This is a genomic window from Bacillus sp. FJAT-27225, assembly GCF_001685025.1.
In the GTDB taxonomy this organism is placed as follows: Bacteria; Bacillota; Bacilli; order Bacillales; family Cytobacillaceae; genus Bacillus_D.
In genome coordinates, this window is sequence record NZ_MAYU01000024.1 from 145,032 (window position 1) to 164,235 (window position 19,204).

At 43.1% G+C, this 19,204-nt stretch carries 18 protein-coding genes; 14 read left to right on the forward strand and 4 right to left on the reverse strand.

The features are described 5' to 3' along the window. The first annotated feature begins 360 nt into the window (after positions 1-360). The 3 genes from A8F94_RS21750 to A8F94_RS21760 all read left to right on the forward strand — a co-directional run bounded on the left by A8F94_RS21750 (position 361) and on the right by A8F94_RS21760 (position 3,018). The gene (locus A8F94_RS21750; RefSeq protein ID WP_066205607.1) at positions 361-1,476 is read left to right on the forward strand and encodes an NAD(P)/FAD-dependent oxidoreductase; all 1,116 of its coding nucleotides are present in this window, start codon (positions 361-363) and stop codon (positions 1,474-1,476) included. Between the two features lie 151 nt (positions 1,477-1,627). Next, positions 1,628-2,479, forward strand: a complete 852-nt coding sequence (gene ypfJ / locus A8F94_RS21755; RefSeq protein ID WP_066205610.1) for a KPN_02809 family neutral zinc metallopeptidase — start codon at positions 1,628-1,630, stop codon at positions 2,477-2,479. A gap of 29 nt (positions 2,480-2,508) precedes the next feature. Next, positions 2,509-3,018, forward strand: a complete 510-nt coding sequence (locus tag A8F94_RS21760) for a cupin domain-containing protein (RefSeq protein WP_066205613.1) — start codon at positions 2,509-2,511, stop codon at positions 3,016-3,018. A gap of 43 nt (positions 3,019-3,061) precedes the next feature. On the opposite strand, the gene A8F94_RS21765 is transcribed toward A8F94_RS21760, so the two are convergent. From A8F94_RS21765 to A8F94_RS21775, 3 genes are all read right to left on the reverse strand, one after another. After that, the gene (locus A8F94_RS21765) at positions 3,062-4,759 is read right to left on the reverse strand and encodes a hypothetical protein (RefSeq protein ID WP_066205615.1); all 1,698 of its coding nucleotides are present in this window, start codon (positions 4,757-4,759) and stop codon (positions 3,062-3,064) included. A gap of 110 nt (positions 4,760-4,869) precedes the next feature. Then, entirely contained in the window at positions 4,870-5,589 is a 720-nt protein-coding gene (locus A8F94_RS21770; protein ID WP_066205619.1) for a YebC/PmpR family DNA-binding transcriptional regulator, read from the reverse strand. Between the two features lie 147 nt (positions 5,590-5,736). Further along, positions 5,737-6,996 carry a GGDEF domain-containing protein gene (locus tag A8F94_RS21775; RefSeq protein WP_066205622.1) on the reverse strand — a complete coding sequence of 420 codons (1,260 nt, stop codon included), beginning with the start codon at positions 6,994-6,996 and terminating at the stop codon, positions 5,737-5,739. 249 nt (positions 6,997-7,245) lie between these two features. On the opposite strand from A8F94_RS21775, the gene A8F94_RS21780 reads away from it, so the two are divergent. The 6 genes from A8F94_RS21780 to A8F94_RS21805 all read left to right on the forward strand — a co-directional run bounded on the left by A8F94_RS21780 (position 7,246) and on the right by A8F94_RS21805 (position 12,226). Continuing rightward, positions 7,246-7,947 (forward strand): ABC transporter ATP-binding protein, encoded by a 702-nt coding sequence (locus tag A8F94_RS21780; protein WP_066205626.1) that lies wholly within the window; start codon positions 7,246-7,248, stop codon positions 7,945-7,947. Further along, on the forward strand, positions 7,947-8,702 hold the full coding sequence (locus tag A8F94_RS21785; RefSeq protein ID WP_066205629.1) for an ABC transporter permease: 756 nt from the start codon (positions 7,947-7,949) through the stop codon (positions 8,700-8,702). The genes A8F94_RS21780 and A8F94_RS21785 overlap by 1 nt, the downstream gene beginning before the upstream one ends. Before the next feature lie 70 nt (positions 8,703-8,772). After that, positions 8,773-9,315, forward strand: a complete 543-nt coding sequence (locus A8F94_RS21790) for a PadR family transcriptional regulator (RefSeq protein WP_066205632.1) — start codon at positions 8,773-8,775, stop codon at positions 9,313-9,315. Continuing rightward, on the forward strand, positions 9,312-9,647 hold the full coding sequence (locus tag A8F94_RS21795; protein WP_066205637.1) for an MGMT family protein: 336 nt from the start codon (positions 9,312-9,314) through the stop codon (positions 9,645-9,647). The genes A8F94_RS21790 and A8F94_RS21795 overlap by 4 nt, the downstream gene beginning before the upstream one ends. A gap of 476 nt (positions 9,648-10,123) precedes the next feature. Continuing rightward, the gene (locus A8F94_RS21800; protein ID WP_066205642.1) at positions 10,124-11,008 is read left to right on the forward strand and encodes an ABC transporter ATP-binding protein; all 885 of its coding nucleotides are present in this window, start codon (positions 10,124-10,126) and stop codon (positions 11,006-11,008) included. After that, the gene (locus tag A8F94_RS21805; protein ID WP_066205644.1) at positions 11,009-12,226 is read left to right on the forward strand and encodes an ABC transporter permease; all 1,218 of its coding nucleotides are present in this window, start codon (positions 11,009-11,011) and stop codon (positions 12,224-12,226) included. Between the two features lie 437 nt (positions 12,227-12,663). Here the strand turns inward: A8F94_RS21805 and pepT are convergent, their stop codons facing one another. Then, positions 12,664-13,896 carry a peptidase T gene (pepT, locus tag A8F94_RS21810; protein WP_066206103.1) on the reverse strand — a complete coding sequence of 411 codons (1,233 nt, stop codon included), beginning with the start codon at positions 13,894-13,896 and terminating at the stop codon, positions 12,664-12,666. A gap of 288 nt (positions 13,897-14,184) precedes the next feature. On the opposite strand from pepT, the gene A8F94_RS21815 reads away from it, so the two are divergent. The 5 genes from A8F94_RS21815 (at position 14,185) to A8F94_RS21840 (ending at position 19,046) form a co-directional block, all read left to right on the forward strand. Further along, positions 14,185-15,351: an ABC transporter substrate-binding protein gene (locus tag A8F94_RS21815; protein WP_066205650.1), complete on the forward strand. Its 1,167-nt coding sequence runs from the start codon at positions 14,185-14,187 to the stop codon at positions 15,349-15,351. A 364-nt stretch (positions 15,352-15,715) separates the two neighbouring features. Then, entirely contained in the window at positions 15,716-16,594 is an 879-nt protein-coding gene (locus A8F94_RS21825) for a branched-chain amino acid ABC transporter permease (protein ID WP_066205656.1), read from the forward strand. Between the two features lie 13 nt (positions 16,595-16,607). After that, a complete protein-coding gene (locus A8F94_RS21830) occupies positions 16,608-17,582 on the forward strand; it encodes a branched-chain amino acid ABC transporter permease (RefSeq protein ID WP_066205660.1) in 975 nt (324 codons plus the stop codon). Next, complete coding sequence (locus A8F94_RS21835) at positions 17,557-18,339, forward strand: ABC transporter ATP-binding protein (RefSeq protein ID WP_066205663.1); 783 nt, start codon at positions 17,557-17,559, stop codon at positions 18,337-18,339. The genes A8F94_RS21830 and A8F94_RS21835 overlap by 26 nt, the downstream gene beginning before the upstream one ends. Then, positions 18,339-19,046, forward strand: a complete 708-nt coding sequence (locus A8F94_RS21840; protein WP_066205666.1) for an ABC transporter ATP-binding protein — start codon at positions 18,339-18,341, stop codon at positions 19,044-19,046. The genes A8F94_RS21835 and A8F94_RS21840 overlap by 1 nt, the downstream gene beginning before the upstream one ends. The last annotated feature ends 158 nt before the right edge of the window (positions 19,047-19,204 follow it).

Below are 19,204 nucleotides of genomic sequence, written 5' to 3' on the forward strand. Positions count from 1 at the left end.
AAAACCTCCCCAGGTCTACTGGAGAGGTTGGAAATATGTATGCAAAAACCCTTTAAACAAGCATCGCCAAAAACAGGCATACCAAAAAAGGCATGCGGAAGGCATGGTACTTGATAAGCAAAAAAGGGCATACGAATCCTATTCTCCAGGTTTCCTCATTTTTATTCATCATGAGTTCACTCCAAAAAATAAGATTATAGCTTCATTGCTCCTGTACCTATCCTTTCAGTATTGTGGTGCTGCTGGATTCAGTATATTTCCCTTTGCATAAATTTGTCAATGCCGGAATGCCCTATTTTGAGTTGGCTATTGTTTTTTGTAAAATAGAGAAATGAACGATTTTAGAAAAAGGTGTTTACTATGAAAAAATTCATTATAATCGGTGCGGGAATCCTCGGTGCATCAACTGCCTATCATTTGGCAAAGACAGGCGCGGAGGTTACTGTTATTGACCGGGAAGACCAGGGCCAGGCAACGGACGCAGCAGCCGGGATTATATGCCCATGGCTGTCGCAGCGCCGCAATAAAGCGTGGTATGCACTTGCTAAAAACGGCGCAGCCTATTATTCATCGCTTATCCAGCAGCTTGAGGAAGAAGGGGAAACAGAGACAGGGTATGCCAGGGTTGGGGCATTAAGCCTTCACAAAGATTCCGTAAAGCTGGACAAAATGGAACAGAGGGCTCTTGCAAGGCGCGAAGATGCACCGGAAATTGGCGAAGTTACACAGCTTAGCGAGGAGGAAACAGCTAAACTGTTTCCACCTATTTCGAGAGAGTTCTCTTCTGTTAAGGTCGGCGGTGCGGCCAGGGTCGATGGCCGTGCATTAAGAAATGCACTTTTAAATTCAGCCTGCAGGCACGGTGCAGCTCTTATTACCGGATCGGCAGAGATTACCGTTGAAACCGGAACTGTAATTGGAGCTACAGTCGGCGATAAAGTTTATTATGCCGATAAAGTTATCGTAACTGCAGGGGCTTGGGCGAGAGAGTTGCTTGTGCCGCTTGGCATTAATCTAAAGCTTACTTCACAGAAGGGGCAAATTGTTCATCTCCAATTTGAAAATCAAGATACATCTGAGTGGCCAGTCATTATGCCTCCGAATGATCAATACATCCTTGCATTTGAGGATGGAAAAATTGTAGTAGGGACAACCCATGAGAATGACATGGATTTCGATTTGCGGATAACAGCCGGCGGCCTGAATGAGGTATTTAGCAAAGCATTGGAAATCGCTCCAGGATTGGCGGATGCCGCGTTTACAGAGGCCAGGGTTGGATACCGGCCATATACACCGGGTTTCCTGCCGGTTATAGGTGAAATACCTGGTTATAGCAATCTTTTATTCACAAATGGGCTCGGCGCTTCAGGCCTTACTGTAGGCCCGTTTCTCGGAGCGCAGCTTGCGAAGCTTGCACTTGGCATAGAGCCTGATCTGGATTTGGCGCCTTACGATGTCAGTGGGGCAATTGAATAGAAAAACAGGAGGGAGAAGGAGTAAGTGCCGTCTCCCTTCTTGCTTTTATTGGAAAATAACGGTCAATGCCATTTTAATTTTAAAAGCTCGTCAACCGGGGTATAAGGAGTAAAAGTGACATGACTTTATATACTCCGGGGAGGAACAACAGATGCAATGGAGAGGAAGGCAAGGAAGTTCCAATGTTGAAGATAGGCGCGGCATGGGCGGAGGAGGGAAACTTCTCGGTGGGGGAATCGGCGGGATTGTCCTAGTCCTGATTTTGACCTTTCTTGGGGGAGGGGACCTTGGAAGCCTCTTAAATAATATGGGGGGCGGTACTGGCCTGCAATCCCCGGCACCGTACCAGGAAACTGCAGAAGAGCAGGAACTGGCTGATTTTGTTTCAGTCGTTCTGGCAGATACAGAGCAGGTTTGGTCGGAGATATTCAGGGAACAAGGGCTTCAATATAAGGAACCGACATTGGTGTTATATACAGGAAGTGTACAATCTGCTTGTGGTTCTGCCAGCTCGGCGGTTGGCCCGTTTTACTGTCCAGGAGATCAAAAGCTTTACATCGATTTAAGTTTCTATCAGGATTTGCAAACAAAGTTCCAGGCGCCGGGTGATTTTGCGATGGCGTATGTTGTTGCCCATGAGGTGGGGCACCATGTCCAGACTTTGCTTGGGCAAAGTGATAAATTGGCCCAAAAGCGCAACTCGCTGAGCGAAAAGGAATTCAACAAATATCAGGTCCGCTTTGAACTTCAGGCTGACTATTATGCAGGTGTCTTTGCCCACTATGCACAGGGTGCAGGTTATCTTGAGGAAGGTGACCTTGAGGAAGCATTAACTGCTGCAATGGCAGTAGGTGATGATACCATCCAGAAGCGTTCCCAGGGTTATGTAGTTCCTGACAGCTTTACACACGGAACCTCGGAACAAAGGAAAAGATGGTTTTACAAAGGCTACGAAGCCGGAAACCTCGAAGAAGGAGACACCTTCAACGCCAGGAATCTATAACAAACTAATTCTATCAATATTAGAGAGGAGTGTTTTGTTATGCATTAAATGAACATTCATTTTTCTTAAAGGATGATGGCGGGATTCCAAACAATCAGGAATTGCCTGTCATAGTTTATGAGGGGATCTTTAGTGATAATCCAAACGATATTGAAGCGACCTTCAACCGCCATGGTTGGACGGGCAGTTGGTCGGGAGGAATTTATGACTATCACCATTACCACTCCAATACCCATGAAGTATTGGGAGTAAGGTCTGGGCAGGCAACCATTTTGCTTGGTGGCGATACCGGGGAAAGGCTGGTCGTGAAAGCAGGGGATGTAGTATTGATTCCCGCGGGTACCGGACACCAGCTTGTGGATTCAAATGAAGAGTTTGAAGTCATTGGTGCTTATCCAAATGGAATGACACCGAATATAAAGCAGCAAGACCCTGGAGAACGCGCCCAGGCGCTTCAGGAAATCAGGAATGTTCCTGTCCCGGAAACCGACCCGGTCTATGGGGATAGCGGCCCCCTCCTTAGGAAGTGGATTAAATAGACAGTAAAAAACACGATGAGGCAGTCTCATCGTGTTCTTTGTATTACTCAAGCCCTTCAATCCGCATTTCCTTAACAGGCAGGAATGCCTCACCTGTATCGGAATAGGTGAGATTAACTTTGTCTCCCTCTGTTAAATAAATGGCAAGCGGGAGCTTCTCGGATGATGCGACAAAATTCTGGCGGTTATCCAGCAGGAAGGAAACTGCCGTAAAGTCACCTGATTTTTCCTTGTAGACACGTAGAACGGTTCCGCTTATTTGCTTTTCCTCTGCTTTGGAACTGCCGTCGACACCGCCGCCGCCGCGTTGCAAGGCGAGTTTGTACTGGCGCAGCGCATCATTCGGTGTTGTTCCGTATACTGAGATTTCCGGATTTGCAGCCGAAACAATAAAATAATTTTGCAAAAATCCGTTCGAGTCAAGGACCGGCGTCAGCCAGCTTGCTTCTCCATAGAAATTGTAGAGAACTGGCATCCGGCCCTTCCACTTCTTTTCAATGAATTTCTTTTCAATGATTTGCAGTGCACCTTCGGAATCCATATACGATTCTTCAAGATTGCCAGTGTAATAAGTAGCCTCGCCAGAACGTGAATGGGTAAGTGAATAGCCGAGCATCGAGTCGACGCCTTCTTTCGGGCTCGTAAAGTCGGTAAAATAATACATAATCCCGTTTTCATCAAAGATTGGAGTCACATTTGCCTCGGTTCCTTCATCTGAAGGAAGCTTCACATCCTTTTTGCCGAACAGACTGTTCCAGAAACCATGCACATAATTCCCAAAATAACTATTTTGCAGGCTAACAACTTCTGGTGAAACAGCTCCATCTATAAATTTAGGTGCATCCTCTAAAGGATAGTCTTCCGTTTTGCCGCTCAGTGGATCAACTACGACAATTCCTTCTACAGAGAATCCATTTCTTGCGGAGATAAAATCTCCGTAGGAGCGGATGTAGTATGGTTTTCCTTCCTCATCGATTTCAAGCTGGGCATCACCCTTGAAAATATAATCAGGGTATTGATTGCGCATATGCCGTTCGATATTTTTGCCAAAGTAAGAAGAAGGGGTATATGCCATATCTGTTTTTATAAACTTTGGATTTGCTGTTGAATCAGTGGCACTCAAAGTGAAATAGCCCGGCGTTGTATCTCCATTCACCCACTTGAAGAATCCAGAAAACTCAACAGGTGCAATATAAACATAGTCATCTTTGACTTTTTGAATCTGCAGGGTGCCAAGCTCATAATAGCTCGTATTTGGCACTTGGCCAAAAGCCTTTCGCATCTTATTTCGTGCAAATTGCGGAGGCACGCTCGCCGGCGTCTTTGTTTCATCAAAAGACTTAATTTCGGTTTGCTGTTCCATCTTTGCTGTTTCGTATTTCTCATCGGCATTAAATAAAAATGCAGTCATGAAATAAAGTCCAAGCAAAAGGCTTCCAGCGAAAACCAATCCCTTTACAAGTTGTTCCTTCCCCTGGGAAAGTAAAGCTCCAAAAGCGGATATAAGGATGAAAAATAGCCAAAAGGAGGAAAGGTTCCTGTCCAGGTTTGTTATATAATAATAAATAAAAATAGCAATGCTAAATAGGATAATTAATCCAATTAGAAAACCCAGTCCAGGTTTATTAGCCTTTCCTTTAGCGGTTTTGGGCTTCTTCTCCATCGGACTCGAAGAGAAAGGAAAAAGAAGGATTGATGTCAGCAATCCGAAGATCAGTGAAAAAACAAGTATATTGCCCATGTTGGCTCCTTTCAATTTGTGCCTTGGTATAAAGGTATACGGAAAAACAGGTAAAAAGATTCATTGGTCAAAAGAAAAAGGCCTTCCTAGAAAGGAAAGCCAGTCCGTCCTTATTCATTAAGATCTACGTTATGATAAACTTGGCGGACATCCTCGAGGTCTTCGAGGGCATCAATCATTTTCTCGAATTTAACCAAGGCATCTCCATCCAGTTTCACATCACTTTGTGCAAGCATCGTCAGTTCGGCAACCGTAAACTCGGTAATCCCAGCATCTTTAAATGCTTCCTGTACAGAGTGGAATTGGTCAGGTTCGGCATAGACGATGACAGAATCTTCTTCCTCGATAATGTCACGTACATCCACGTCTGCTTCCATGAGAAGTTCAAGAACCTCCTCCGAAGTTTTTCCTTCGACCCCAAAAACAGCTGTTGCATCAAACATATACGAAACAGAGCCACTGACCCCCATGTTTCCGCCATTTTTTCCAAATGCGGCGCGGACGTCCGAGGCCGTGCGGTTCACGTTGTTGGTCAGCGCATCAACGATGACCATCGAACCGCTTGGGCCAAAGCCTTCATACCGAAGTTCCGTATAGGCTTCTTCAGAACCGCCCTTCGCTTTTTCGATTGCTTTTTCAATAATATGTTTAGGAACACTGTATGTTTTTGCCCGTTCAAGAACTACCTTTAATGCAGTATTTGATTCCGGGTCAGGCTCACCCTGCCTTGCTGCTACATATATTTCACGGCCAAACTTGGCATATATCCGGCTTGTATTGGCGTCTTTTGAAGCCTTCTTTTCTTTAATGTTATTCCATTTGCGGCCCATAATGGTCACACTCTCTTTCCACAAAAGTAAGCAATCGTGAATTGCCCATTTATATGCTACTAACACTCGCTTATTATACCTTAAACTGTCAAATAGTTTAAGTAGTACTTAAAGCAAAAAACCATTCCTCTATAGGGAATGGCAATTTTACCGAATAAGCGCGGAATGAAAGGCTCCGGTACATTCACTCACAGAGGTAATGCGGTTACGGCCATCCCGCTTTGATTCCAGAAGAAGCTGATCCGCCTGGATATAGCCTTTTTCCAAGGAATTCTGGCTCTTAACCTTAAAATAATAGAGCCCAAAGGAAGAAGTATAGGAAACATATATGTGTTCAGACCCGAAATCGACTTCTACAACTCTTTCATGTACTTCGCGAAGGATTCTTTCGACAAGTTCCCTGCATTGATTGTAATTCCTGTTGCGGAGAAAAATCGTAAATTCCTCGCCCCCGCTTCTGAACAAATTATCACCACTGTTAAGAAAGCTTTTTAACATACTAGCATAATGCTTGATAACCTGGTCACCCACAGAGTGATTATAGCTGTCATTAATGGACTTAAAGTTATCAATATCGGCAACGACAATTCCAATATATTCCTGTGTATGGCCAAGCTCCGCCATTCTCTTATCCATAAATGCGCGATTGTTTACACCAGTCAGGAAGTCTGTATAAGCCATCTGTTCGAATTTATCACGATCTAACTTATCCTTGATGCTCTGTGATTTCGAATAAAAAGAAAGGCTGACAATGTAATTGAGGCAGAATAAGACAATGAGCATATCCCAGTCAACTTCCAGAAGGAATAAAAGAAGCAAGCCGTTGGTCAGGGCTGTTTTTGCCATATCCGGGATATTTCGGCTTTTAAAAAAATCAATGGCTTCCTCCATTGTTTTTATATCCTTTAGCAAGAAAAAAGCAACTACTAAAAAGAGGTCAATCAATAAGGACGTTACACAAACAAGCAGAATAATTAACAGCCAATAACCTAAAGGGTTGATTTCATTAAAAATTGGGCTTAAAAAATCAAATAAATAATACCCAGTGGAGTAGATAATTGTAAAAGCGCCAATGTTGTAAAATGTATCCGATAATTCTTCAGGATCATCCGTTTTGGTCTGTTTGCGCCTGAAAAAAATCATAAACCGATAAATGGCCTCGAAAATAAAAAGACCAAAAGGGCCGGCAAAAATTCCAAATGCAAGGCTATAATTTATCCCATAGTCAAATGATGAACTGCCGGTTTTGTCAACAATCCGAAGATGCTGGTATAGCATTGAAAATGTCAGAAATAAGAGCAGTGCTTTTATGTATAGGCTTACATCTATTGTTAACTCACGTGAATAAAAGGCAATGGCGATTGCAGAAAAAAACAAAACAAAATCATAGATTCTTGCTTTACTCATTCCAGTTGGTGCCCCTTCCCCATCCTATACCTTAATAATACTTTAAAGAGTAAAAGGTTTATATACCTATTTTTAGAGTAATCTGAAATAATATTTTCTTTATTGAAAAAAGCAGGGTTTATCAGTGTTGGTCTCGAAAAATGTCGAACGAAAATAAACGAATGTAGTTTACATTTAATGAGTGAGCGAGTATATTATGTTGTATAGTCAACGTTGACTAATCAATATTGAACAAAGGGTGGTTAGATTATGTATATTCAAGCAGAAGGAATCCAAAAGAGCTATGGGCAAAGAAAGGTGGTAAATAGCGTCGATTTAGAAATCAAAAAGAATGAAATTGTTGCTGTAATTGGACCGAATGGCGCAGGAAAAACAACAACTTTAGAGATGCTGATTGGATTGAGGAAAGCTGATAGCGGCAAAGTAACGTATTGGGTAAATCGTTACAAATCATCAATCGGTGTTCAGCTTCAAGCAATCCCTTTTTTTCCAGGCCTTACAGCAAAGGAAAATATAAAGCTCTTTGCTGCTTTTTATAAAATAAACTTGGGGGATGGAGAGGCTTACAGTCTGTTGGATAGCTGTGGGCTGAGGGATGCAGCCCAAGTTGAAGCATCAAAATTATCTGGCGGGCAGCAAAAGAGACTCGCGATTGCGGCATCGCTCGTCCATGACCCAGAACTGGTTTTCCTTGATGAACCGACAGCCGCTCTCGACCCACGTTCTAGAATGGAGATCCACCAATTGATTGGTAGTCTGCATCAAAACGGGAAAACCGTTGTTTTTACGTCGCATGACATGGGCGAGGTCATGAAGCTTGCTACAAGGGTGATTATGATTAATAAAGGAGAAGTCATTGTGGAAGGGAAACCGCGAGAAATCTGTAAAAGCTATCATGCCAGTGACCTGGAAAACTTGTATTTGCTTTTAACGTCAAAGGAGGGACAATAATGAGTTTGTACATTTTTAAATCAATGGTTTTAACATCTTTAAAGGATAAAATTTCCTTGTTCTATGCATTAGTTTTTCCGCTCCTTTTAATGAGTGGGCTTGGCTATTATTTTGAAACCCCTGAGATGCGGTTAAGCATCCTATCAGGTGTAACAGCAGTCAGTACTATATTTTGGGGTATGCAGGGAATTGCCTTTCAGGTGTTTTCACATAGGAATAAAGGGGTCTACAAGTTCCTCAAACTGACTCCAATGCCCGTGCTGGTGTTCGTAGCCATAATGGTTCTTGCCAGAGCCGTTATTGGGATTATCCTTAATTTGTTTGTATGGATCACGGGCGTCCTATTATTTGGAATCGATATCTCCCTGCTCTCACTAGGGTCGACGTTTTTACTTATAATATTTGGCACAACTTGTTTCACAAGCATTGGTTTCCTTATTGCCAATCTTGCAAACAATGAAGGGCAGATAAATATGTATTCCAACCTGCTGCAGCTGCCGATGATTTTTATGAGCGAAGCCTTCTACTCTCTCGCTAATGCACCTGAATGGATAGGGCTTCTTGGCAAAGCACTTCCTTTTGACCCATTTGTGAAAGGATTGAGGAATCTGCTTAATGGTAATCCCGAAACAATCGGGGAAGCAATACTTATCCTATGTGTTTATACCGCGGGAGCCATTTTTTTGGCTGTACCCACATTCAGGTGGGATGAAAAACAGGAGAGAACTCGTAAGATAAAAAGCATGAATTCCTAAGTTTATTTTTTCAAGAAACTATGCTAGACTAATACTCAACGTTGAATAATTAACTTTGAGGTGCGGGTAAATGACACGCTTGATGGTCCTTGGACTTTTAAAAATGAAATCAATGTCGGGATATGAAATGCAGCAAATTCTTCAGGTAAGTCAAACAGATCGTTGGGCAGGTATATTGCCGGGCTCGATTTACCATGCATTAAAGAAGATGGAGAAGGAAGAGCTTGTTGAGGTGGAAACAGTTGAAAAGACGGGTCATCGGATTAAAGCTATATATAGAATTACGGATAACGGACTAATTGAGTTTCAGAAGCTTCTGAAGGAATCCCTGCAGGCTTCTTCGGTCCTTTTGCCAAGTACGCTCTATACCGGTCTCAGCTTTATTCAGCATCTGGCTCCAAATGAAGCAGTTGAGGCACTTGAACATCAAAAGGTTCTTCTTAAAGCGGGACTTACTGAACAAAAAAACGGCAATGAAGCGAAACGTGCAGCTTTAGGACATTTGGATGAAATAACAGAAATGACTTTTAAAAATATTTATAGGCAATATGAACTGCAAGTGGAATTGATTGATTCTCTCATTGACCTGTATAGAGGAATGGTGAATGAATGAAGCCATTTACTCAGAGGGTATTGACTATTATAAAAGAAATACCAAAAGGCAGCGTTATGACCTATGGCCAAGTGGCCGGGCTTGCGGGCAGTCCACGTGCGGCCAGGCAGGTTGTCAGAATCCTTCACTCCATGAGTGAAAAGTACCAGCTCCCTTGGCATAGAGTTGTTAATGGAAAAGGGGAAATAGCGATTAGGGATAACGAAACCAAAACAATGCAACGGAAACTCCTTGAAGAAGAAGGAGTTCAATTTACCGGCGAGCGAGTCAATCTTCACGCGTCTATTTATTCCCCTTTTCCATATGGTAGTGAAGAGTTTTTAGAAGAATAGTCACTGCTGCCATCTTAAGAAATCCTGATTGATAGGGTTTCTTTTTTATTCGAAATGGTCTACTATAAGTTTTATTAAACATTATTGTAAAATATATGTAAATTTTCTAAAATTTCCTTGTAGGTAGACTTTACGCTATTTATAGTTAAAATGTCATAAGTAAAATTTATTAAAGATAAAAGGATACCGATTGTTACTTGTATTGATCAACCAGGATTAAAGAAGTTAGAGAAAAGGCAAGAAAGGGAAGACCTTACCGGAAATATAGCGGTGTATTGGGCAATATAGCACCTCCAGCGATTGTTTCTTGAATGATAGTTCAGGTACTTCTTTTATCATATTTTGGGAACTCTTTGCTGTTATGTGCGTATACATTAGGACAAGAAGTGTTTACTATTGATTCTGCTGCATCCCTTCCTTCAGCCAGGGGTGTGGGATTAATTTTAAGAATAATAGAGTTGAAAAGGGGGATTTACGTGGGATTGGAAATTCGCAATCTGACAAAGAGATATGGAGAGAACGTTGCTGTAAATAATATCAGCCTTGAATTGCAGGAAGGTCAAGTTCTTGGCCTGCTTGGAAGGAATGGTGCAGGCAAGACGACCACAATTAAAATGATGCTCGGTCTTGTGAACCGGGATAGCGGAGAAATTCTTTGGAATGGCCGCCCCTTCCGCCGGGAGGAATTATCGATTGGCTATCTTCCCGAGGAAAGGGGCCTATATCCAAAAACCAAAGTTTCAGAACAATTAAGGTACTTTGGTGAGCTTGAGGGGTTAACCAGGAAGCAAGCGAATGAAAAGATAGATTACTGGCTTGAGAAGTTTGAGATTACTGAATATAAAAACAAGCTGGCAAGTGAGCTTTCAAAGGGGAATCAGCAAAAAATCCAAATTATTGCCACGCTCCTCCATGACCCCGATATTATTATCCTGGATGAACCATTCAGCGGGCTAGACCCGGTAAATGCCACAATGCTGGGCAATGTCATAGAAGAACTTGTTTCGCTTAAGAAAACAATTATTCTTTCAAGCCATCGAATGGAATCGATTGAAATGTTTTGCGAAAATGTTTGCTTAATGAAGAAGGGGAATATAGAGGTTTCAGGAAAATTGCAGCAGGTAAAGGACGACTACGGCTATAAAAACCTCAGGATTACGTCGAACCGCCAGCTTGAACCAGTTTTCGGGAATTTTCAATTGCCATTTGAAAAAAACGGCAACGTTTATACAGCAAAGGTACATAATGAAAAGGAAGGTATGGATATTTTAAATGCCGCTGCATCTGCTGGTCTGCCGCTTCAAAATTTTTCATTGCTGGAGCCTTCCCTTCATCAAATTTTTGTTGAGAGGGTGGGTTAAATGAGCAAATTTTTAACGGTATTGAAATTTCATTTAAAAGAGGGCTTAACAACAAAGAGTTACATCATCATCGCAGCCGTTTTGTTTACTGTTGTGCTTGGGTATTTCGGTTTCACCCATTTTAATGACAAAGAAGAAAAAATGACTGTGTATATAAGCGACCAATCATCAATCTATGATTTTGACACAAGTGCTGTGAAAGAAGCAGCCGAGTTTGCAGACCTTAAGGAAATTAGTGAGGATAAAGTTGAAGGGATAAAAAAGGAAGTCGAGGAGGGTAAAAGTGATGCCCTGATTGTACTGAAAGAGACTGGGGACGGTGCTCCTGATGTCGATTACTCCTTCAGGCGCACAGCTGACCTTCAGGTGCTGGGATTGGTAAATACGGTGGTCCAGCCCCAGTATTTAAGCAAAGTAATGAATGATCATAATGTTGATGCAGCAGTCGCTCAAGCTCTTTTGACTCCAGTTAAAATTAATGAAGTACCGTTGAAAGAAACGGAGTCTCTTGGGCTGGTGTACTTTTTCCTATTCCTAATGTATATGTTCATCATGATGTTTGGGAATACAGTCTCACTGGGGATTGCTGGTGAGAAGACTACAAGGGTTATGGAGATCATGATTACGAAGGTAAAGCCAATCACTATGATGTATGCGAAAATAATCGCGGCCATGATATCAGGTATTGTGCAAATTGGAATGGTTGCATTGGCATATGCTCTAGCAAGGCAGCTGGGCTGGGTATCCAGTGATATGACACTTATGGGGCTTCCTATTGATATATCGGTATTAAGTCCAAAGATTTTCCTGTTCCTTTCCATTTACTTCATGCTCGGGTATATGGTTTACGCCCTGCTGTTTGCTGCGATCACCTCGACAATTACCCGTATGGAGGATATCGGTTCAATCATATTCCCTATTTCAATCTTGCTGATGGGCGGGTTCTTCTTAGGGTTTAAAACGATGATGGACCCGAATGCAGGAATTGTTTTGGCGAGTTCCTATATTCCATTTTTCTCACCGATGGTCACTTTCTCAAGAATCGTCCTTGGTGAAGCTGGAGCGCTGGAAGTCATTTTGTCGATTGTTGTCCTGATTTTATCAATTGGCATTCTGAGTTATGTTGCAAACCGGATTTATACGAAAGGTGTCATGAGGTACAGCGGTAAAACCAATCTTGTTGATGTAGTAAAAATGGCCAAGAGCACTGAAGCATAAAGAAAAGTGGGATAAAAAAGATTGAAGCGGCCGTCCTCAAGGGACGACCGCTTTTTTATCTTTAAGAGGAAATTATTAATTTCGCGACTGAGGATACCCTTTTTATTGAGCGTGTCAACGTCTAGCTCCATAAGGAAGGCTTCGAAAGCATAATCATCGCACGAAGAAAAAGCGACAGCTTTTTCGAGGAGCGCCTATCGCCTAGCAAACTTCAGGCCTCCTCCCTACGATAAGTCATCATCGAATCGCTCAGTGCTCCTGCGCCATAGCATATTCGGGAAGCATATCTCAGCTCGTCGCAAAGCCCACGTAGCTTTTTCGAAGATGCTTCTTCATGATGTGAAGCAGGTAGTAGCTTCGCTCTTCGTGATTCCTTTATCTCAGTCGAAGCCCCTCCAGTTTGTACGGCGATGCCCAAGGCGCTTGCGCTTTTGTTCTTATGCGCGCTGCTCAAATGATTCTGCAATCCCAATAATAACCTGTACCGCTTTCAGCATGTTGTCCACTGAAATGAACTCATATTTTCCATGGAAGTTCTCTCCGCCTGTAAAAATATTTGGGGTTGGAAGTCCCATGTAGGATAGCTGAGAACCATCTGTTCCGCCTCTGATTGGTTTAACGATTGGGGAGATACCTAAGCTTTCCATTACCTCATGGGCAATATCGACAATTTCCTTTACAGGTTCAATCTTTTCCTTCATGTTGTAATACTGGTCGGTCAAGTCCAGTTTAATCGCACCTTCCCCATATACGTGTTTCAGTTCCTCGGCACTCTCTGTCATTCTTGCCTTACGTGCATTGAAATTTTCCCTGTCAAAATCCCGGATAATATAGTAAAGCCTGCTTTCTTCAACATCCCCAGTGAAAGAAAGGAGATGATAGAAGCCTTCATAATCCTCAGTCAGTTCCGGCGCTTCTTCCGCAGGGAGCCGATGATGGAAGTCCATTGCAATCTTCATTGAATTGACCATTTTGCCCTTTGCAGTGCCAGGGTGGATATTTGTTCCCTTAAACGTTAGCTTTGCGGCTGCTGCATTGAAGCTTTCGTACTCCAATTCACCAAGCGGGCCGCCATCGACGGTATAAGCGTATTTTGCGCCAAATGCCGATACATCAAATCGATGCGGGCCTCGGCCAATTTCTTCATCCGGAGTAAAGGCAACCCTGATTTCTCCGTGTTTGATATCGGGGTTTTGAACGAGGTAAGCCAGTGCGGTCATAATTTCAGCGATTCCTGCCTTATTATCGGCGCCAAGCAGCGTGGTTCCATCCGTTGTTATAAGTTTATGTCCTTCATAATTGGCAAGCTGAGGGAACTCGGATGTTTTCATAACGACTCCTATTTTTTCATTCAGGACAATGTCGCCGCCATTATAGTTTTCGATAATTTTTGGACTAACCCCTTTGCCGGTAAAATCCGTTGCCGTATCAAGGTGGGCCAAAAATCCAATCACCGGAGCGTTCTTTTCGGTATTGGCGGGCAAGGTTGCCATGACATACCCATTTTCATCCATGGTCACATTTTCTAAACCAATATCTTTAAGTTCGCCAACCAACATCTTGGCCAATTGAAGCTGGCCCTCGGTCGATGGACAGGAGGAGCTTTCTTCATTTGATTGAGTATCGATTTTTACATATGAAATAAACCGTCCTATTAATTCCTTTTCCATCATAATCACATCTCCTATGTATGAAATGAAAAGCATTTCTTATTAGTGCCATTATAATATAAATTAGCTGAAAAGACGGATTATCAATAGGAAACTTTTTAATGAATGTCGAATATTGATGAAGCCTGAAGATAAAAAGCTATGGCAAAAAACTTTTATTCTACTAGACGGAATACAACCTATCATGTACAATGTTTTCAGAATATTGGTTTTATTGTGAATTAAAAGATTTTATTTCGCAGCACGAATCATCATCATCCGAAAAAAGAAAACGAGGGGGATACTAGGATGAAGAAAAGAAAGTTGGCAGGCATTTTTCTATCATTTTCCTTGCTAGCCGGAGTCATGGCAGGCTGTGGCGGTCAAGGGACAAGCGGTTCGGGAGGAGACAGCAAGACGATTAAAATTGGGGCAAACATTGAGTTGTCCGGAGGGGTAGCTTCTTATGGCCAGTCAATAGCTGAAGGCCTGGAACTTGCGCTCGAAGATATTAATAAAGAGGGTATTGATGGCAAGAAAATTAAGCTTATCAAGTTTGACAACAAATCAGAGGCTTCGGAAGCAACTTCCGGCGCTGTAAAGCTTGTCAGTCAGGATAAAGTAGCGGCTATTATTGGTGCTGCCACCAGTACCAATACCCTTGCTCAGATCCAGGTAGCACAAAAAAATAAAGTACCGATCATCACCCCAACCGGCACGAATCCAGATATTACAAACAAAGGCGGAAAAGTAAATTCCTATGCCTTCCGTACGTGCTTTATTGATCCATTCCAGGGTACAGTAGCTGCGAATTTTGCTGCTGATACACTTGGGTCGAAAAAGGCTGCAGTATACGTTGATACCGCAAGTGACTATGCAAAAGGCCTTGCAGCTGCGTTTAAGGATTCTTACTCGGGAGACATAGTTGCCGAGGAAGCTTATGTAGCGAAGGATACTGATTTCCGTGCGACTTTGACACGTATGAAGTCTAAAAATCCAGATTTCATCTTCCTGCCTGGATATTATGAAGAGGTCGGCCTTATCATAAAGCAGGCCCGTGAACTTGGCATAACAGTACCAATCATGGGAGGCGATGGCTGGGATTCACCTAAGCTGGTTGAAATCGCTGGCGGGGATGCATTGAACAATACATTCATTACGAATCACTATTCCGCTGCTGATCCGGATAAAAAAATCCAGGAATTCGTTGAGGCCTTCAAGGCAAAGTACAATGGCAAATCTCCAGATGCCTTTGCTGCCCTTGGCTATGACACAGCCTATTACCTGGCAGATGCTATTAAACGTGCAGGCAGTGCGGATCCTCAGAAGATTCAAAAGGCACTTGAGGAAACCAAAGATCTGCAACTTGTCTCTGGCGTCCTGACACTTGATGATAAACATGACCCAATCAAATCTGCTGCGATCTTGAAGTATGAAAACGGTGAACAAAAGTTTGAAACAAAGGTTAACCCGTAACAAGAAAAGCGTAAGCGCCTTGAACAGCCCCGACAAGCGCTCCTCGAAAAAGCTAACGCTTTTCCTTCGTGCGATGATTATGCTTCCGAAGCATACTCTTGTGGGGGGCCAGAAATTGAAGTCGTTCTTTGACTTCAACTGAGGGACCGAAGCGACCTCGAGGGGCTAGGCGCTGACGCTGGACAAAGAAAAGGGCGCGCCTGTATGCCAATACAAACAGCACACTAGTAAGGATAAGGAAGAGGAATAGGGGGCAATGTCCCCCTATTTCGGCGTAAAGCAGAAACAATAGCGGGAAAAGGTTCATTCCTCCTTAAGGAGGGTGTGCTTCTATACGACTAAAGTACCTCAAGGGGAGTTAATAATGGAATTCGTACAGCAGCTGATAAACGGAATATCACTTGGGAGCATTTATGCCCTGATTGCGCTTGGCTATACGATGGTATACGGAATTGTTAAATTAATTAATTTTGCACATGGAGATATATTCATGGTAGGTGCGTTTGTCGGATTTTATTCGATAACAATCCTTGAACTCTCATTTTTCCCTGCGCTGATCCTATCAATGGCCGTCTGTTCAGTTTTTGGTGTATTAATCGAAAGGATTGCCTATAAGCCTTTGAGGAATGCAACGAGAATTGCGGCATTAATTACAGCAATTGGTGTATCACTCCTAATTGAATATGGCGTTATTTATTTTAGGGGGGCCCAGCCTGAGGCCTATCCGTCGGATGTCCTTCCGAAAGAAACGATCAATATTTTTGGTTTGTCAATTGGCAGCCAGTCTTTGTTCATTCTTGGGGTTTCGGTTGCACTTATGATTATTCTTCAATTTATTGTTCATAAAACGAAAATTGGCAAGGCGATGCGTGCTGTTTCCCACGATGCGGATGCTGCAAGGCTGATGGGAATCAACGTGAATAACACGATTTCGGCTACATTTGCGATTGGATCTGCTCTTGCAGGTGCAGCAGGAGTGATATTTGGGACGTACTATACAAAAATCGAACCGCTCATGGGGATCATTCCCGGACTCAAGGCATTTGTCGCGGCGGTCCTGGGGGGAATTGGAATTATTCCGGGCGCGATGGTTGGCGGCCTCCTGCTTGGAGTCATTGAAGCCCTTGTCAGTGCACTTGGCTATTCCCTCTGGCGTGATGGTGTTGCTTTCATTGTCCTGATCCTAATCCTGATTTTCCTCCCAGCTGGGCTGTTCGGTAAAAACGTGAGAGAGAAAGTATAGGAGGGAGATCAGCATGGCTACTTTAAAACGATCAAAGGTTTTTTGGATTTCGCTTGCCGTGTCCTTCGCTATCTTTACAGTCATCCAGTTTCTTATTACAGGCGGTACGCTGAATATTTTTCATATTAATACTCTCATTACAATTGGCATTAATATTATGCTGGCAGCAAGCCTCCATCTCATTATTGGGATTACAGGCCAGTTTTCAATCGGCCATGCGGGATTTTTGGCGGTCGGTGCCTATGCGTCGGCAATCACAACAATGAAGTTTGAGCTTCCGTTCATTGCAGCACTTTTGGCAGGAGGGCTTGTCGCAGCGATTTTTGGTCTGATTATTGGGGTTCCCAGCCTGAGGCTTAAGGGGGATTACCTTGCAATCGCTACATTGGGCTTTGGTGAGATAGTCAGGATTACACTATTGAACATAGATTATGTTGGCGGCGCAAGTGGTATGCAGGTTTCTCAGATGAGCACCTGGGGTTGGACGTTTGCCTGTGTGCTTATCACAATCATAGTCATTGTAAACTTCACAAATTCGACCCATGGGCGTGCTTGTATATCAATTCGAGAAGATGAAACAGCGGCTGATGCAATGGGGATAAACACGACTTATTACAAGGTCGTTGCCTTTGCAATTGGAGCTTTTTTTGCCGGCGTGGCTGGGGCGCTGTTTGCCCATAATTTCTATATCATCCAGCCGTCAAACTTCGGCTTTCTAAAATCCTTTGATATCTTGATATTTGTGGTTCTGGGCGGGCTTGGCAGCCTATCAGGCGCAGTTATTGCCGCAATTCTTTTAACAATCATTTCTACAACCCTTCAGTCCTATGCCGACACAAGGATGATTATCTATAGCCTTGTTCTTATCCTGACAATGATCTATCGTCCACAAGGACTCATGGGAACAAGAGAAATAACTTCATTCTTTAAAAAGGCGAAAAACCAGGAAGGAGGGCATAGTGATGACAAAGGACAAACCGTTGCTTAAAGTCGCCAATGCCGGGATCCGTTTTGGGGGCCTAAAAGCGGTATGGGATGTAAATGTTGAATTGTTCCAGGGAGAACTGGTTGGCTTAATTGGCCCCAATGGGGCGGGAAAAACAACCTTCTTTAATCTTCTTACAGGAGTATATGTTCCGACAGAAGGCGAAATCGTACTTGACGGTGAAAAGCTGAACAAGCTTCCACCTTTTAAAATTACGAGAAAGGGTGTAAGCCGTACATTCCAGAACATCCGCCTCTTCCGGGAACTCTCGGTGATAGATAATGTAAAAGTTGCGTATCACTCGCTTGCGAAACACGGCATTCCAAGTTCGATTTTCCGCCTGCCCAAACATTTTGATGGTGAAAAGGAAATGGATGAAAAGGCAGTAGAGTTCCTGAAAATCTTTGGGCTTGAAAAGTACAGGAACGAAAAGGCTAAGAACCTTCCTTATGGACAGCAGCGGAGGCTGGAAATCGCTCGGGCTCTAGCCGCGAACCCGAAAATTCTTCTTTTGGATGAACCAGCCGCGGGAATGAATCCGCAGGAAACAAGAGACCTGATGAATCTGATTGCTTTTATTAGGAACCGATTCCACCTGACAGTGTTGCTTATTGAACATGATATGGGACTTGTTATGGGGGTTTGTGAACGGATATACGTCCTTGACCATGGCCAGTTGATTGCCCAAGGAACACCTGAGGAAATCAGGAATAATCCAAAAGTCATTGAGGCGTATTTGGGCGAGGAGGTCGTATCCTAATGTTAAAAGTCGATGGAATCAATGTCTACTATGGAAATATCCAGGCAATAAAAGGCGTCTCGATCGAAATAAATGAAGGGGAAATTGTTACACTCATTGGTGCGAATGGTGCCGGCAAGAGCACGCTCCTTAAAACAATTTCCGGGCTGCTGAAGCCGAAACAGGGTAAAATAGAGTTCCAAAACCAGTCCATTTCCGGAAAAGCAGCTCAAACCATCGTAAAGATGGGAATCTCACATGTCCCTGAAGGCCGGCGGGTTTTTTCAAATATGACAGTTGAAGAAAATCTTGAACTTGGTGCTTTTCTTAGGAAGGATAAAGCAGGTATTAAAGAAGATTTTCAAAAGGTTTTTGAACTTTTCCCACGCCTTGAGGAGCGTCGTAAACAACAATCCGGGACACTTTCGGGCGGCGAACAGCAAATGCTTGCAATGGGGAGGGCATTAATGGCAAGACCTCGATTGCTTCTGCTGGATGAACCTTCAATGGGGCTCGCGCCTCTCCTTGTAAAAACGATTTTCCGAATTATAAGCGAAATCAATGAAACAGGTACAACCATCCTTCTTGTGGAACAAAATGCGCATATGGCCTTGTCCATCGCACATCGCGCTTATGTCATTGAAACAGGAAAAGTTGTTCTATCCGGCTTAGCAGCGGAGTTGAACGAGAGTGAACAAATTAAGATGGCCTATCTTGGCGGCCATTAACATAAGCCCATCTCCAAGTGAGATGGGTTTATTTGTGTAGAATAGACAATATGAAAACTATAAATTTTAAATAGCCACCTGTCTTGACACCTGTTATAATAAAGAGGTTTAAGGTAAATATACCTTTCTGGGAAAGATACTACTAAAAGAATGATACA